The 14,830-nt window shown below is 67.8% G+C and carries 16 protein-coding genes; 13 read left to right on the top strand and 3 right to left on the bottom strand.

All coding sequences use genetic code 11. The features are described from left to right. Window positions 1-3 precede the first annotated feature (3 nt). The 3 genes from fliH to fliF are packed head-to-tail and all read right to left on the bottom strand — an operon-like array spanning window position 4 to window position 3,363. Window positions 4-717: a flagellar assembly protein FliH gene (gene fliH / locus RZE77_RS22210; RefSeq protein ID WP_319439304.1), complete on the bottom strand. Its 714-nt coding sequence runs from the start codon at window positions 715-717 to the stop codon at window positions 4-6. Beyond that, window positions 704-1,699 (bottom strand): flagellar motor switch protein FliG, encoded by a 996-nt coding sequence (gene fliG / locus RZE77_RS22205; protein ID WP_319439303.1) that lies wholly within the window; start codon window positions 1,697-1,699, stop codon window positions 704-706. The genes fliH and fliG overlap by 14 nt, the downstream gene beginning before the upstream one ends. Further along, the gene (fliF, locus tag RZE77_RS22200) at window positions 1,696-3,363 is read right to left on the bottom strand and encodes a flagellar basal-body MS-ring/collar protein FliF (protein WP_319439302.1); all 1,668 of its coding nucleotides are present in this window, start codon (window positions 3,361-3,363) and stop codon (window positions 1,696-1,698) included. The genes fliG and fliF overlap by 4 nt, the downstream gene beginning before the upstream one ends. 293 nt (window positions 3,364-3,656) lie before the next feature. Here fliF and fliE point away from each other — a divergent pair, with 293 nt between their 5' ends. The 13 genes from fliE to cheA all read left to right on the top strand — a co-directional run bounded on the left by fliE (window position 3,657) and on the right by cheA (window position 14,811). Next, entirely contained in the window at window positions 3,657-3,974 is a 318-nt protein-coding gene (fliE, locus tag RZE77_RS22195; RefSeq protein ID WP_319439301.1) for a flagellar hook-basal body complex protein FliE, read from the top strand. 166 nt (window positions 3,975-4,140) lie between these two features. Next, the gene (locus RZE77_RS22190) at window positions 4,141-5,379 is read left to right on the top strand and encodes a FliC/FljB family flagellin (protein ID WP_319439300.1); all 1,239 of its coding nucleotides are present in this window, start codon (window positions 4,141-4,143) and stop codon (window positions 5,377-5,379) included. Window positions 5,380-5,506: 127 nt separating this feature from the next. Further along, window positions 5,507-5,854, top strand: coding sequence for a flagellar protein FlaG (locus RZE77_RS22185; RefSeq protein WP_319439299.1), 348 nt, complete (start codon window positions 5,507-5,509; stop codon window positions 5,852-5,854). Window positions 5,855-5,896: 42 nt separating this feature from the next. Further along, window positions 5,897-7,345, top strand: coding sequence for a flagellar filament capping protein FliD (gene fliD, locus RZE77_RS22180; RefSeq protein ID WP_319439298.1), 1,449 nt, complete (start codon window positions 5,897-5,899; stop codon window positions 7,343-7,345). 20 nt (window positions 7,346-7,365) lie between these two features. Continuing rightward, the gene (fliS, locus tag RZE77_RS22175) at window positions 7,366-7,788 is read left to right on the top strand and encodes a flagellar export chaperone FliS (protein ID WP_319439297.1); all 423 of its coding nucleotides are present in this window, start codon (window positions 7,366-7,368) and stop codon (window positions 7,786-7,788) included. Window positions 7,789-7,819: 31 nt separating this feature from the next. Continuing rightward, window positions 7,820-8,149, top strand: coding sequence for a flagellar protein FliT (locus tag RZE77_RS22170; protein ID WP_021008841.1), 330 nt, complete (start codon window positions 7,820-7,822; stop codon window positions 8,147-8,149). A gap of 22 nt (window positions 8,150-8,171) precedes the next feature. Beyond that, on the top strand, window positions 8,172-9,404 hold the full coding sequence (gene fliK / locus RZE77_RS22165) for a flagellar hook-length control protein FliK (RefSeq protein WP_319439296.1): 1,233 nt from the start codon (window positions 8,172-8,174) through the stop codon (window positions 9,402-9,404). Then, a complete protein-coding gene (locus RZE77_RS22160; RefSeq protein WP_319439295.1) occupies window positions 9,401-9,694 on the top strand; it encodes an EscU/YscU/HrcU family type III secretion system export apparatus switch protein in 294 nt (97 codons plus the stop codon). The genes fliK and RZE77_RS22160 overlap by 4 nt, the downstream gene beginning before the upstream one ends. Window positions 9,695-9,894: 200 nt before the next feature. Continuing rightward, window positions 9,895-10,233, top strand: coding sequence for a flagellar transcriptional regulator FlhD (gene flhD, locus RZE77_RS22155; RefSeq protein WP_319439294.1), 339 nt, complete (start codon window positions 9,895-9,897; stop codon window positions 10,231-10,233). Further along, window positions 10,230-10,838 carry a flagellar transcriptional regulator FlhC gene (gene flhC / locus RZE77_RS22150; RefSeq protein WP_319439293.1) on the top strand — a complete coding sequence of 203 codons (609 nt, stop codon included), beginning with the start codon at window positions 10,230-10,232 and terminating at the stop codon, window positions 10,836-10,838. The genes flhD and flhC overlap by 4 nt, the downstream gene beginning before the upstream one ends. Before the next feature lie 63 nt (window positions 10,839-10,901). Beyond that, the gene (gene motA, locus RZE77_RS22145) at window positions 10,902-11,762 is read left to right on the top strand and encodes a flagellar motor stator protein MotA (RefSeq protein ID WP_124956724.1); all 861 of its coding nucleotides are present in this window, start codon (window positions 10,902-10,904) and stop codon (window positions 11,760-11,762) included. A gap of 18 nt (window positions 11,763-11,780) precedes the next feature. Further along, the gene (motB, locus tag RZE77_RS22140) at window positions 11,781-12,728 is read left to right on the top strand and encodes a flagellar motor protein MotB (RefSeq protein WP_319439292.1); all 948 of its coding nucleotides are present in this window, start codon (window positions 11,781-11,783) and stop codon (window positions 12,726-12,728) included. A 43-nt stretch (window positions 12,729-12,771) separates the two neighbouring features. After that, a complete protein-coding gene (gene cheA / locus RZE77_RS22135) occupies window positions 12,772-14,811 on the top strand; it encodes a chemotaxis protein CheA (protein WP_319439291.1) in 2,040 nt (679 codons plus the stop codon). Window positions 14,812-14,830: the final 19 nt, after the last annotated feature.

The following is a 14,830-nucleotide window of genomic DNA, read 5'->3' as shown; positions in this document are numbered from 1 at the left end:
GCTTCAGGCTCCATCGGGTTCGGCATCGCGCGAGAAGGCGCCGGCCACGCGCTTCCAGCGGGTCTCGAGCGAGGCGTCCATCTCGCCGCTCGCGGAGCGCACGCGGCAGCCGCCGCGGCTCAGGGTGTCGTCGGCGCGCAGCTGCCAGCCGGCGGCCTGCAGTTCGCCGCCAAGGCTGTTCTTCACCAGCGCCAGGTCGTCGGGATGCAGCAGCAGGCGCGGTTCGCCCTGCAGCGCGGGTTCGGTGTGCAGCAGGTCCTGCACCAGCGCCAGCACCCATTCGGGCTCGACACGCAGGGTGCGGTGGATCACCTGGCGCGCGACGTCGAGCGAAAGCGCGAGGATGGCATCGGCCAGCTCGCTCTCGGCGCTGCGCAATGCGGCCGGCAGCGAGGCGGCCAGCGCGCGCAATTGTTCCGCATGCGCGCTCGCCGCGGCCAGGCCGGCGGCCAGGCCTTCGGCGCGCCCTTCGGCATGGCCTTGCGCCCAGCCTTCGCGGCGGCCTTCGGCCTCGCCGGTGGCGCGCGCTTCCAGGCGCAGGCGCTCGAGCTCGGCCTCGCGTGCGAGCGCGGCCGGGTCGACGCGCGGCGGTGCGGGCGCCTCGATGCCGGCGCTGCGCGCCGCGAGCGCGTCCGCGTCGATCGCGCCCATCTCCCAGCGCTGCCAGGCGGACAGGCGCGGACGCGCGGCGGCAGGAAAGGCGTCAGACGAAATCATCGGTTCCAGGCGCGGCTACGACAATCTCGCCGGCATCGGCCAGGCGGCGCACGACCTGCAGGATCGCCTTCTGCTCGGTCTCGACCTGCGACACGCGCACCGGGCCGCGCAGTTCGATGTCCTCGCGCAGCGTCTCGGCCGCACGCTGCGACATGTTCTTGAGGAACTTCTCGCGCAGCTCGGGCGCCGAGCCCTTGAGCGCGACGATGAGCGAATCGGACTCGACGTCCTTGAGCAGGCGCTGGATGTAGCGGTCCTCCAGGTCGAGCAGGTTCTCGAACACGAACATCTCCTCGACGATGCGCTGGGCCAGCGCCTCGTCGTGGGCGCGCACGTGGGCAATGGCCTCTTCTTCCTGCGCGCTGTTCATCAGGTTGACGATCTCGGCCGCGGTGCGCGCGCCGCCCAGGCGGCTGCGCTTGAGGCCTTCGCCCGAGAGCATCTCGGTGAGCACGTCGGTCAGCTCGGCCAGCGCGGCCGGCTGCACGCCGCCGAAGGTGGCCACGCGCAGGATCACGTCGTGGCGCAGGCGCTCGGGCAGCCTTTCGAGTACCTCGGAGGCCTTCTTGCGGTCCAGGTGGACCAGCAGCGTGGCCAGGATCTGCGGATGCTCGTCGCGCACCAGCTCCACCACTTCGCTGGCTTCCAGGTCGTTGAGCCGCTCGATGCCGCCGTGCGGCTCGTCGGGCTGCAGGATGTCTTCGAGCAGGTTGCTCGCGCGGTCGTCGCCCAGCGCCTTGCGCAGCACGGCGCGGATGTAGCTGCCCGAGCCCAGGTGCAGCGCGGACAGCTGCTCGGTCTCCATGCGGAACTCGGCCAGCACGGCCGCGAGCTCGTCCTTGGACACCTGGCTCAGCTTGGCCATCGCAACGCCCAGCGCCTGCACTTCGGTGGCGGGCAGGTGGTGCAGCGTGGCGGCGGCGCGGTCTTCGCCCAACGACATCAGCAAGATTGCGCTCTTCCGGGTGCCTGCGTCGCTCATGAGTTCATCCAATGCTTGATCAGCGTGGCCACCAGGCGCGGGTCCTGGTCGGCGGTCTGGTGTGCGTAGTCGAGGTCGGCCTTCTGGCGCTCGATCTCGCGCAGTCGCGCGTTGTTCTGCGAGGCGGCCTCGTCGTCGGCCGCGCCGGGGGCAGCCGGCGCCGCTTCGGGCACCGCGGCGGCAGGCGGCGCGAGGTGCTTGCGCAGCAGCGGCCGCAGCACCGCGAACCAGGCGAACAGCGCGAGGCCGGCAATCAGCAGGTACTGCGCGATGGTCATGGCGAGCCCGAGGTTGGCCGGGTCGCGCCAGAACGGCAGGGCGGGCCCGGCCTGTGCGTCGCCGCCTTCGCGGGCAAACGCGCTGTTGACCACGTTGAGCGAGTCGCCGCGCTCCTGGCTGAAGCCCATCGCTTCCTTGACCAGGTTGCGGATCTGCTCGACCTCGGCCGGCGTGAGCGCGCGCTGGCCCGGCTTGCCGGCACTGTCCGCGGCTTCGCGGTGGTTCACCACCACGGCCACCGACAGTCGCTTCACGCCGCCCGCGCCTTGCTGCACATGGCGGATCGAACGGTCGAGCTCGTAGTTGGTCGTCGTGTCCTTGCGCGAGCTGCCCGGTGCCGTGCCGGCTGCCGTGGCGGTTGCAGCGGCGTTCGGCGCCGCCGGCGGCGCGGTGATGGGCGCGCTCGGCGTCTGCGGCGGCTGGTTCGACAGCGCGCCCGGCACGCCGCCCGGCGGCGTGGCGCCCTGCTGCATCGATTCGCTCGACTGCTGGCTGCGGATGGCCGCGGCGCGCGGGTCCTGGTTCGGCTTGTAGCTTTCCTCGGTGCGCTCGACCACGGAAAAGTCGATCTCGGCCGCCACCTGCGCGCGCACGTTGCTCGCGCCCACGATGGGCTGCAGGATCGCCTCGATGCGGCGGATATAGCCCTGCTCGATTTCCTGTGCGTACTTGAGTTGGCTCACGTCCAGCCCGCGCGCGCCGGCATTGGCGGCCGACAGCAGGTTGCCGTGCTGGTCGACCACGGTCACGCTCTTGGCGTTGAGCTCGGGCACGCTGCTGGAGACCATGTGCACGATCGCGCTGACCTGGCCTTCGTCGATGCTGCGGCCGCGGTGCAGCGTCAGGATCACCGAGGCCGAGGGCTTCTTCTGGTCGCGCACGAAGAGCGAAGGCTTGGGCAGGGCCAGGTGGATGCGCGCCGACTCGACCGAGCCGATCGATTCGACCGAGCGCGCCAGCTCGCCTTCGAGCCCGCGCTGGTAGTTGACCTGTTCGGCGAAGTTGCTGGTGCCGAATTTCTGGTTGTCCATCAGCTCGAAGCCGACCCCGCCGCCCTTGGGCAGGCCCTGCGACGCGAGCTTCAGGCGCACTTCGGGCACCCTGTCGCGCGCCACCAGGATCGCGCCGCCGCCCTCGGCGAACTTGTAGGGCACGTTCATCTGCTGCAGCGACGCGATGATGGCGCCGCCGTCGCGGTCCGTCACGTTGGTGTAGAGCACGCCGTAGTCGGGCGCGCGGCTCCAGAGCAGGAACGCCGCGGCGGCCGCGGCGATGGCGGCCGCGCCAATGATCAGCGGCAGCTTCGGCTGGGTGCGCAGGCGCTCGGCAAGGCCGGAGGCGGGCGAGGGTGCCGGGCCGGCGCCCGCGGGGGCCGCCGAACTCATTGCGCAACCTCCGCCGCGGCCGGGTGCACGGGGTGGCGCGGAGTCTTGGCGAGGGGCTGGAGGCTTCGATGTTCTGGGGTCATGCCGAGGGGGCCGTGGTGTCGTCAGCGAGCTATGGGTTCGGCGTTGATTCTCAGCAGCCGGGCCATATTCGATTGGTCGAACAACTGCGGGTTTTGCCGTCAGTTGGGCGCATGTCGCTGCGGCTTCGCCTGCTACGCTGAAAACACGCGGGAAGGCCCCTGGTCCTCCCTCTTCGCATCCAGATCCAACCCATCAAGAGAGAGCTCTCCATGTCGATCACCGCCATCGAATCCGTCCTGCAGCAGATGCGCACCACCGCGCTCCAGAGCGGCTTTGCCCAACCCGCCGCCGAGGCGGCCCAGCCCGGGGGCTTTGCGGCCGAACTGCGGCGCTCGCTCGACAACATCAGCACCGCGCAGACCAAGGCCTACGGCCAGGCGGAGGACTTCGAGATGGGCAAGCCCGGCGTGGCGCTGAACGACGTGATGGTCGACCTGCAGAAGGCCAACGTGGCTTTCCAGACCGGGCTGCAGGTGCGCAACCGGCTGGTGGCCGCCTACCAGGAAGTGATGAACCTGCCCGCCTGAAACCGGAGGTTGTGGGGCGCGCATCTTTTTTTGCGCCGGACTCTAAATGTTTGAAAAGCCCTGCCGATAACTAAACCAACGATGGCTTGAGTCTCACAGTGGGAGCGGGTCCAGCGTTGCGGCCGGAGGGCCGGAGTCCACAACCTTTGTCTATCAGGAGTCGAACATGGCGCAAGTCATCAACACCAACAGCCTTTCCCTGCTCACGCAGAACAACCTCAACGCGTCGCAATCGTCGTTGAACACGGCAATCCAGCGCCTGTCTTCCGGCCTGCGCATCAACAGCGCCAAGGACGACGCCGCCGGCCAGGCCATCGCCAACCGCTTCACGGCCAACATCCGCGGCCTGACGCAAGCCTCGCGCAACGCCAACGACGGCATCTCGCTGGCGCAGACCACGGAAGGCGCGCTCAAGGAAGTGAACAACAACCTGCAGCGCGTTCGCGAACTGTCGGTGCAAGCCGCCAACGGCAGCAACTCGGCCAGCGACCTGCAGTCCATTCAGGACGAAATCAAGCTGCGCCTCGGCGAAATCGACCGCGTGTCGAAGCAGACCGACTTCAACGGCGTGAAGGTCCTGTCGTCGTCGGCCAAGCCGCTGACCGTGCAGGTCGGCGCCAACGACGGCGAGACCATCGACATCGACCTGAAGGAAATCAGCGCCAAGACGCTCGGCATGCAGGGCTTCAACGTGGCCGGCCCGAGCGCCACGGCTGCCTTCGCATTCGACGGCGTGACCGGTTCGGCTGCAGGCGATGCGCCCACGGCTGCCCAGCTGCAGGCCCTGTACGGTTCCACCACGGCCGTCACCACGACGACCGTCGCCGAGCAGACCACCGACGACCTGTCGACCAAGCTCGGCTTGGCCGCAGGCGGCGCCACGCTCACCGGCAACACCGTTGCCGACAAGAACGGCAACCTGTTCGCCGAAGTGTCGATCACGCCCACCGGCGCCGGCGAAACCTCGTCGTTGATCAACCAAGGCTTCACCGGCGCGGTCGACGGCACCGCCATGTTCCGCTACATCGCGCTCGACCCGGCTTCCGCCGACACCGCCACGACCGCCGGCACGGCCGCTTTCACCGTCGACACCTCGAAGGTCTCCGTTGCCAGCCTGCAGACCGGCGCGACGGGCAGCCCCCTCGAAGCCATCGACGCTGCACTCAAGCAAGTCGACGACCTGCGCAGCTCGCTGGGTGCGGTGCAGAACCGTTTCGACTCGGTGATCTCCAACCTCGGCACCGCCATCACCAACCTGTCGTCCTCGCGCTCGCGCATCGAAGACGCGGACTACGCAACCGAAGTGTCGAACATGACCCGTGCGCAGATCCTGCAGCAAGCCGGTACCTCGGTGCTGGCCCAGGCGAACCAGACCACGCAAGGCGTGCTGTCGCTCCTGCGTTGATCTGAGAGAAAGGCATTGCGCAGTCGTCCGGGCGAAAGCCCGGGTCCGCCTGCGCTGTTCCCTGCGGCCTGGTTCCGGCCAGGCCGCAGACGACAGCGAAAGCAATCAAGGCAAGAAAGTGGAAATCATGTCGATCCCCGTAAGCCCCGCGGCCGACGGCCCGTGGTGGATGCAGGCGCTCTCCGAGCGCACCGCCGGCAAGGCCGCGGCGGAGTCCGCGGCCGCGCCATCGGACGCGGTGGACGAAGCCACGCCCGCGCAGGTCGCAGAGGCGGTGAAGGAGGCCAATGCTTCGCTGCAGAGCCGCTCGGTCGGGCTCCGGTTCGAGATGGACGAGGACACCGACAAGCTCATCGTCAAGGTGGTCGACCGGGAAAGCGGCGAGGTCATCCGGCAGATCCCTTCCGAGGAAGTGGTGCGCATCGCCAAGGTGCTGGGCGAGGCGCCGGGCCTGCTGGTGAGCCGGGAAGCCTGACAGCCGCCGCCTTCTCATTCACAGACATCAGGAAATCTCAACATGGCATCGATCAGCAGCCTGGGCGTTGGCTCCAACCTCGACCTGAGCACCTTGCTCAGCCAACTCCAGACGGCGGAGAGCCAGCCGCTCGTGGCGCTGCAGCAGCGCCAGGTGAGCTACACGAGCAAGCTCTCGGCCTACGGCACGCTGCAAAGCTCGCTCGGCACGCTGCAAGCCGCGGCCAAGAAGCTCTCGGACCCGGCGCTGTTCCAGGGCGTGAAGGCCGCCTCCAGCGCAACCGACGTGCTGACCGCGGCAGCCGGAAGCACGGCCGCGGCCGGCACCTATGCCATCGACGTGACGCAACTCGCGCAGCCGCAGTCGCTGGTTGCGGCGGGCCAGGCAAGCACCACCACCGCCATCGGCACCGGAACCATCACCATCGATTTCGGCGCCATCACCGGCGGCACGCTCGATGCGGCCACCGGCACGTACACGGGTGCGGGTTTCACGCCGGATGCCACCCGCACGGCCGTGCCGATCACCATCGACGGCAGCAACAACACGCTGGCCGGCATCCGCGACGCCATCAACGCTGCCAAGGCCGGCGTCTCGGCCAGCATCGTGAACGACGGCAGCGGCACGCCCAACCGGCTCGTGCTGACCTCCTCGCAGACCGGCGAGACCTCGAGCATGCGCGTCTCGGTGGCCGGCGATGCGGCGCTGCAGAACCTGCTGAACAACGATCCCGCGGGAACGCAGAACCTGCGCCAGACAGTGGCGGGGCAGAACGCCAAGCTCACCGTGAACGGCATTGCCGTGACCAGTGCGAGCAACACCGTCAAGGAAGCCATCCAGGGCACCACGCTGACGCTGCTCAAGACCGGCACCAGCAGCCTCTCGACCCAGGCCGACACGGCCGCGGTGGAAACGGCCATCAACGATTTCGTCAAGGCCTACAACAGCCTGCAGGCTACGGCCAGCACGCTGACCGCCTACAACCAGGACTCCAAGACCGGTGCCGCGCTCGTCGGCGACTCGACGCTGCGCAACCTGCAGACGCGCATCCGGCAGGCGCTCACCACGCCGCAGGCCGGCGGCGCGAACGACATGAAGGTGCTGTCGGAAATCGGCGTCGCCTTCCAGAAGGACGGCACCATGGCGGTCGACTCGGCCAAGCTCAAGTCGGCCCTGGCCAGCAACCTGGCCGGCGTTTCCGGGCTGTTCGCGAGCGCCACCGGCAGCACCGCCGGCTACGGCAAGCAGCTGAGCGCGTTGGTGGACAACCTCACCTCCACCGGCGGCGCGTTGAAGGTCGCTTCCGATGGCATGACCGCCTCGCTCAAGCAGCTCGACGAGCAGTACGCCGACATGAAGACGCGCGTGGACGCCAAGGTGGAGCGCTACCGCGCGCAGTTCACCCAGCTCGACCTGCTCATGAGCCAGATGAACAGCACCAGCAACTATCTCACGCAGCAGTTCGCGAGCATGCAGAACAGCAGCAAGTAGCCATTCCAGCGGAGCAGCCCATGTACACCCCCCACACATTCAGGACCGGTGCCAGCGCGTATGCGCGCGTCGGCATGGAAACGCGCACCATGAGCGCGTCGCCGCACCAGCTCATCGTCATGCTGTTCGACGGCGTCGTCACCAGCATCGGCATGGCCCGCCACCACATGGCGGCCGGCGACATGGCCGCCAAGGGCAACGCGATTTCCAAGGCCGTGAGCATCGTCGACAACGGCCTGAAGGCCGGCCTCGATGCCAAGGCCGCCGGTGCGGCCGGCGCCCAACTGGTGGACAACCTGTCGGCGCTCTACGACTACGTCATTCGGCGGCTGCTCTACGCCAACCTGCATAACGAGCCCAAGGCGCTCGACGAAGCCGAGGCACTGCTCGAGAACGTCGCGTCCGCATGGCGCGAGATCGGCGGCGCCAGTGCCGGCAATTGATTCCAACCCCGTCTCATCGGAAGCGCAGGCCGTGCCAGTCCGCCACGAAGTCATCCATTGCTATGGCGAGCTCGCTTCGGCCATGTCGCTCATGGCCTCGCTGGCCCGCGCGAGGGAATGGGACCGGCTGCCCGAACTCGAGGCCCGCTGCGCGGCGCTGGTCGACCGGCTCAAGGCCGTCGGCGCGGTGTCGCTGGACGCGGCACAGCTGGAACAGGTGCGCGGGCTGATCGCGCGCATCCACGCCGACCAGGACGAGGTGTGCGGGCTGGTCAAGCCGCAGCTCGAACGCCTGGTGGACAAGATGGCCCAGCTGCAGAACCGCAGCGATCTTGGCAAGGCCTACGGCCTGCCGTACTGATCGCCGGACGCTGCCCCAAGCCATGAACAGACCGATCGGACCCGCCGTCGATGCGCTGCTTGCCGCGAAGCTTTCTTCGGCGCGGCCGGACCTCGCCGTGCTGCAGACCGAGGTCGGCACCAGCATGCCGGTCGGGCCGATGGCCGAGATCCAGAAGGTCAAGAACGATGTCCGGCTGCCGTCGCACGCCATGCTCGAGGCGCCCCTTGCGGGCGGCACGCCGCCTGCGCTGCCGCGCGCCGACGCGCCGCCTTCGATCGATACGCGGTGGTCGGCAGCGGCACGGGTCATCAGCGCCGTGCTGGCGGACCTGCATGCCGAACCGGAGCCGGTGCGCGGCGCGGCGCCGCTGTGGGCATCGCCACAGGAGGCGCCGTCCGGCACCGTGCTCGCGGCCGCGCTGGGACGATCGGTGAGCGGCAGCGGGCTTTTCTACGAATCGCATCTGCTCGAATTCGCCATGGGGCTGCGCACGCTGCCGCAACTGGCCGAGGAGCCGCAGGTTCGGCTGACGCAGTTGCAGCCGCTGCAGCAGCCTGCCGCGGCTGGCACGCCGCAACCGCTTGCGCTGCCCCCGTCGGTCGCGGCCCAGCCTGCTGCCGTGACGCCGTTTTTCGCTGCCGGCGGCCCCGCTCCCGCAGCGCCCGGTGCATTGCCGCAGGCACTGCCGTCCGAGACGGCTTCGAACACCGGCGCGCCGTCCGCCCAGCTCCACCAGGCCGCGGCTGCCTCGGCAAGCCATTTCGCCGCGATGGCCGCGATAGCCGGCGAGGAGCGCATGGCCAGCCCCGGCACCGGTGAAACCGGTGCAGCCAATGCTCCGGCGCGTGCGGCAGTGCCGGCCGCGGCCGAGCTGATCCATCCGCAGACTGCCGCGCTGGTGCACCAGCAGCTCGACCTGCTGGCCACCGCCGTCTTCCGCTGGAGCGGCCAGGCGTGGCCGGAGGTGCCGATGGCGTGGTCGATCCACGAGGAAACCGAGCAACCCGGCGATGCGCCGGAAGGCCGCGGCGACGACCGCGGCACGCCTCCGCGCCGCTGGACGACCACGGTGTCGCTCACGCTGCCGAAGCTGGGCGCGGTGGATCTTCGCCTGGGCCTCGCGGGCGACATGGTCCAGGCGCACCTGGCCGCAGGCGAGGCCGCGACGCTGGCCCGGCTGCGCAGCGATGGCGGCGAACTGGCACCGCGTCTCGAGGCTGCGGGCCTGCGGCTGCAGGACCTGCAGATCACGGCCATGGAGCGCTCCGCATGACGGCCCCCGCGCAACCGCGCCAGGGCGCAGTGGCCCTGTCCCATGCCGACACCGCGAAGGCGCCGGTGGTCGTGGCCAAGGGCTATGGCGTGACGGCGGAATCGATCCTGCGGCAGGCGCGCGAGAACGGTGTCTACGTGCACGCCTCGCCGGACCTGGTCCGGTTGCTGATGCAGGTGGACCTCGACCGGCAGATCCCGCCGCAGCTTTATCTGGCGGTGGCCGAGGTCATGGCGTGGCTCCACGGAATCGAGAACGGCAGGGGCCAGGCGGCAGGCAGGCCCAACTAATGTTTTTTCATTGAATCGTCATCATTTTTGAGAACCAGTCGCATCGACGGAAGCCCGTCGTGCGATTGCAACAAAAGCTTACATGTACTTGTAGTCCTCTTTACAGTTTCAGTAGTGCAGAAGGTTACAAGTGTTAAATATTGTGAATAATTCGATCAGGACATGACTGAACGGAGTGCATTTTGGAAACGGATAACGTGATGAGCGTAGCCAACGGCGAAATCTCCCGGGAAATCGGCGACATCAACCTCGCCTACATGCTGCTGGCGCAGAAACTGGTCAAGCAGGACCGCGTGGCGGCGATGTTCAGGCTTGGCGTGAGCAGTGAACTGGCCGACATGCTGGCCGGCATGTCGCTGGCACAGATCGTCAAGCTGGCGGCGTCGAACTTCCTGCTGTGCAGTTTCCGGCTCGACGAACACGCCTCGATGTCGGCAGTGGTTGGCGAAGGTAAGGACACGATGCTGCAACAAGCACACATGTCGATCCTGATGTCGGCACGAAGCCTGCAGACCCGAAAATCAGCGGTGCCCGCATGACGCGCAAGAGCGTCCTGGGCGAGGTGCGGGAAGTGCAACTCGCGATCCAGCTGATCCAGCTGGGCGCGCGCCTGCAGTTCCTGGAGTCGGAGGTGGGCCTGAGCCGCGAGCGGCTGATCCGGCTCTACAAGGAAATCAAGGGGGTTTCACCGCCCAAGGGATTGCTTCCCTTTTCAACCGATTGGTATATGACGTGGCTGGCGAATATCCATTCGTCAATGTTCTACAACATGTATCAATTCATGAAAATTCATTCGGACGAAGAAAAAGTCTGGATATTGATTAAAAGCTACAAGCTTTATTTGCAGCAAATTGCGGCGCAGGACAGCGAGCCAATTCTGGATTTCACGCGCGCCTACACGATGGTGCGCTTTTTCGACAGCGACATGCTGCAGCTGAGCACCTGCTGCCGCTGTTCGGGCCAGTTCGTCGCGCATGCGCACGACCACAAGAGCGGCTATGTGTGCGTGCTCTGCCGGCCGCCGTCGCGCGCAGGCAAGGCGCGCGGCGCCAAGCGCGGCGCCGACGGCGAGGCCGCCGCGCTCGGCATCGAGGGCATGGGTTTTGGGGTGGAGGCGGCGCCGGGCGGCGCGGGGCTCCACTGACACGGACCCTGCCCGCCGGGCAGGGCTTTTGAATCGACGCCTCAAGGGCAATAGGGGAAGCGCGTGCTCCTTCTGGTTGGGTATCTGGTGGTGATTGGCGCCGTCTTCGGCGGCTATGCGCTGATGGGCGGGCACTTCGGCGTGCTGTTCCAGCCGGTCGAGCTGCTGATGATCGGCGGCGCCGCGCTGGGCGCCTTCCTGGCCGGCAACAACGGCAAGACGATCAAGGCCACGCTCAAGGAACTGCCGCTGCTCTTGCGCTCGTCCAAGCACAACCGGCAGCTCTACCTGGACCTGCTCGCGCTGCTCTACGAGCTGCTGGCCAAGGCGCGCAAGGAAGGGATGATGAAGCTGGAGTCCGACGTGGAGGCCCCGGCGCAGAGCGAGATCTTCAGCCGCTACCCCGAGATCCTGGCCGATGCCGGCGTGATGGAGTTCCTGTGCGACTACCTGCGCCTGGTCATCAGCGGCAACACCGATGCGTTCGAGATCGAGGCGCTGATGGACCACGAGATCGAGACCATCAAGCACGAGGCCGAGATGCCCGTGCACAGCCTCTCGCGCGTGAGCGATGCGCTGCCCGCGCTGGGCATCGTCGCGGCCGTCATGGGCGTGGTGCATGCGCTGGGCTCGGCCGACCTGCCGCCCGCGGAAATGGGCGCGCTCATCGCGCACGCCATGGTGGGCACCTTCCTTGGCGTGCTGCTGGCCTACGGCTTCGTCTCGCCGCTGGCTTCGCTGATCGACCAGAAGGTGTCCGAGGGCATGAAGCTGTACCAGTGCACCAAGGTCACGCTGCTGGCCAGCCTCAACGGCTATGCGCCGCAACTGGCGGTGGAGTTCGGCCGCAAGGTGCTGTTCTCGACCGAGCGGCCCAGCTTCACCGAGCTGGACAGCCACGTGCGCGAAGTCAAGGCGCGCTGAGCGGCGCGGCGCATCGTCATGAGCACGGAAAAGCACAGGGTCGTGGTCAGGCGCGTTGCCGCCCATGCGGGCGGCGGGCACGGCGGCGGCTGGAAGATCGCCTATGCCGACTTCATGACTGCCATGATGGCGTTCTTCCTCGTGATGTGGCTCCTGTCCAATACCTCGCCGAAGCAGCGCGAGGGCATCGCCGAGCATTTCCGCATGCCGCTGAAGGTGGCGCTCAGCGGCGGCGAGAAGAGCAGCACCAGCATCAGCGTGGTGCCCGGCGGCGGCATGGACCCGAGCACGCGGGCCGACGGCGAGGTGCAGCGCGCCGACGCCGAGGACGACGCCGACGCGGACCGCCTGGCCAGCATGAAGGAGCGGCTGGACAAGCTCATCGAGAACAGCCCGGTGTTCCGGCAGTTCCGCTCGCAGATCCTGATCGACATCACGACGGAGGGGCTGCGCCTGCAGATCGTCGACAACGAGAACCGCCCGATGTTCGACCTGGCCAGCGCGCAGTTGGTGCCGCACATGCGGGCCATCCTGCGCGAGATCGGGCCCACGCTCAACGAGCTGCCCAACAAGATCACGCTATCGGGCCACACCGACGCCTTCGTCTACAGCAACGGCGACCGCTCCTATGGCAACTGGGAGCTGTCGGCCGACCGGGCCAATGCCTCGCGGCGCGAGTTGGTGATGGGCGGCATGGCCGAGAACAAGGTGCTGCGCGTGGTCGGCCTGGCCGACAGCATGCACCTGGACCGGAGCCATCCGCGCAATCCGATCAACCGGCGCATCAGCATCATCCTGCTCAACCACCGCACGCAGCAGCAGATCGAGAACGAGAACAGCGGCGGTGGTGGCAGCGCCGGCGCCCTCCTGCCCGCAAGGTCGAAGGCTTCGCCGCCGCCGCTTTCCGCACCCGCCGACAACCTCAAGGTGACCGTCAAAGGGTCGCCGGCACCCACGCACCCCTAAAGACATTGACGCCGGCACGCATGCACGCCGGTTCGGAGCAACGATGGATCTCAGTCAGTTCACACAGGCATTTTTTGTCGAAGCCGTCGAGCTTCTGGCACAGATGGAGCAGCTGCTTCTCGAGCTGGACGCCGAGGCGCCCGACAGCGAGCAGCTCAACGCCATCTTCCGTGCCGCGCATTCGATCAAGGGCGGCGCGGCCACCTTCGGCTTCGTTGCGCTGACCGACACCACCCATCTTCTGGAAACCCTGCTGGACCGCGCGCGCCACGGCCAGCTGACGCTGAGCCGCTCGATGATCGATTCATTCCTGGAAACGAAGGACGCCTTGCAAGAACAACTGATCGCCTACCAGGCCGAGAACGAACCCGACCCCGCGCGCGTGGCGCACATCTGCGAGGTGCTGCGCCAGCTGGCACTGGAGAGCGATGGTGCCCAGGCGGCGCCTGCACCCGCACCTGCGCCCGCCGCCGTGCCCGTTGCTTCCGCTGCCGTGGTGTCGGCGCCGGGCGGGGCGCTGCGCATCAAGTTCTCGCGCCTGTCCGACAGCGAATGCGAGCTGCTCGCCGACGAGCTCGGCAACCTCGGCAAGCTGCTGTCGCGCACGCGCAGCGGCGACCAGCTGACGGTGCTGCTCGACACCAGTTGCGCGCCCGACGACATCGTGGCCGTGTGCTGCTTCGTCATCGACGAGTCGCAGATCGAGATCACGGCCGAGCCCGCTGGCGATGCGGCTCCTGCGGCCGCGCCCATTGCCGCCGCGCCAGCCGCACCGGCGGCCGCGGCACCACAGCCGGCCGCGCCGACGGCCAGCGCTGCGCCCAGGGCGGCCTCCGCTTCGGCCGCCGCAGCAGGCGCCAAGGATTCGAGCTCGATCCGCGTCGATGTGGAAAAGGTCGACCAGCTCATCAACCTGGTGGGCGAACTGGTGATCACGCAATCGATGCTGACGCAGGCCGCCACCATGCTCGACCCGGTGGAATGCGAGCGCTTCCTGAGCGGCCTCGGCCACCTGGAGCGCAATGCGCGCGACCTGCAGGAATCGGTGATGTCGATCCGCATGATGCCGATGGACTATGTGTTCAGCCGCTTCCCGCGCGTGATCCGCGACGTCAGCGCCAAGCTCGGCAAGGAAGTGCGCCTGGACACCTTCGGCAAGGAAACCGAGCTCGACAAGGGCCTGATCGAACGCATCATCGATCCGCTCACGCACCTGGTGCGCAACAGCCTGGACCACGGCATCGAGACGCCGGCCCAGCGCATTGCCAAGGGCAAGGAAGCCGAAGGGCAGCTGCTGCTGTCGGCGCAGCACCATGGCGGGAACATCGTGATCGAGGTCAGCGACGACGGCGCGGGCCTGAACCGCCAGAAGATCCTCGCCAAGGCCATGCAGCAGGGCCTGCCCGTGACCGACACCATGCCCGACGACGAGGTGTGGCAGCTGATCTTCGCGCCCGGCTTCTCCACGGCCGAGCAGGTGACCGACATCTCGGGCCGCGGCGTTGGCATGGACGTGGTCAAGCGCAACATCCAGGAGATGGGCGGGCATGTGGAGATCAGCTCGCGCGAGGGCTGGGGCACCACCACCCGCATCGTGCTGCCGCTCACGCTGGCCATCCTGAACGGCATGTCGGTCAAGGTGGGCAGCGAGGCCTACATCCTGCCGCTGAGCTATGTGATCGAGTCGCTGCAGCCGCGCACGGAGCACCTGCACTCGATCACCAGCGACGGCCATGTGATCAAGGTGCGCGGCGAGTACCTGCCGCTGATCGAGCTGCACGGCGTGTTCGACGTGGCCGGCGCGCAGACCGATCCGACCCAGGGAATATTGGTGATCGTGCAGGCCGGCGAGACGCGCTTCGCGCTGCTGGTGGACGAGCTGCTCGGCCAGCACCAGGTGGTGGTCAAGAACCTGGAGACCAACTACCGCAAGGTGCCCGGCATCTCGGCCGCGACGATCCTGGGCGACGGCAGCGTGGCTTTCATCATCGACGTCGATGCCATGCCGCGCATCCAGCGCGCGCATGTGGAGCGCGCCACCGTGCTGGCCCGTGCGGCGCGCACGGAGCCGGTCGCGGCCTGACGGATACGACAGAGACAAC

Origin of the sequence: Variovorax sp. SPNA7 (assembly GCF_033807855.1) — a bacterium.
GTDB lineage: Bacteria > Pseudomonadota > Gammaproteobacteria > Burkholderiales > Burkholderiaceae_C > Variovorax > Variovorax beijingensis.
The sequence above is the reverse complement of the archived record's forward strand: the minus strand, read 5'-3'. Positions and strand labels throughout refer to the sequence as shown.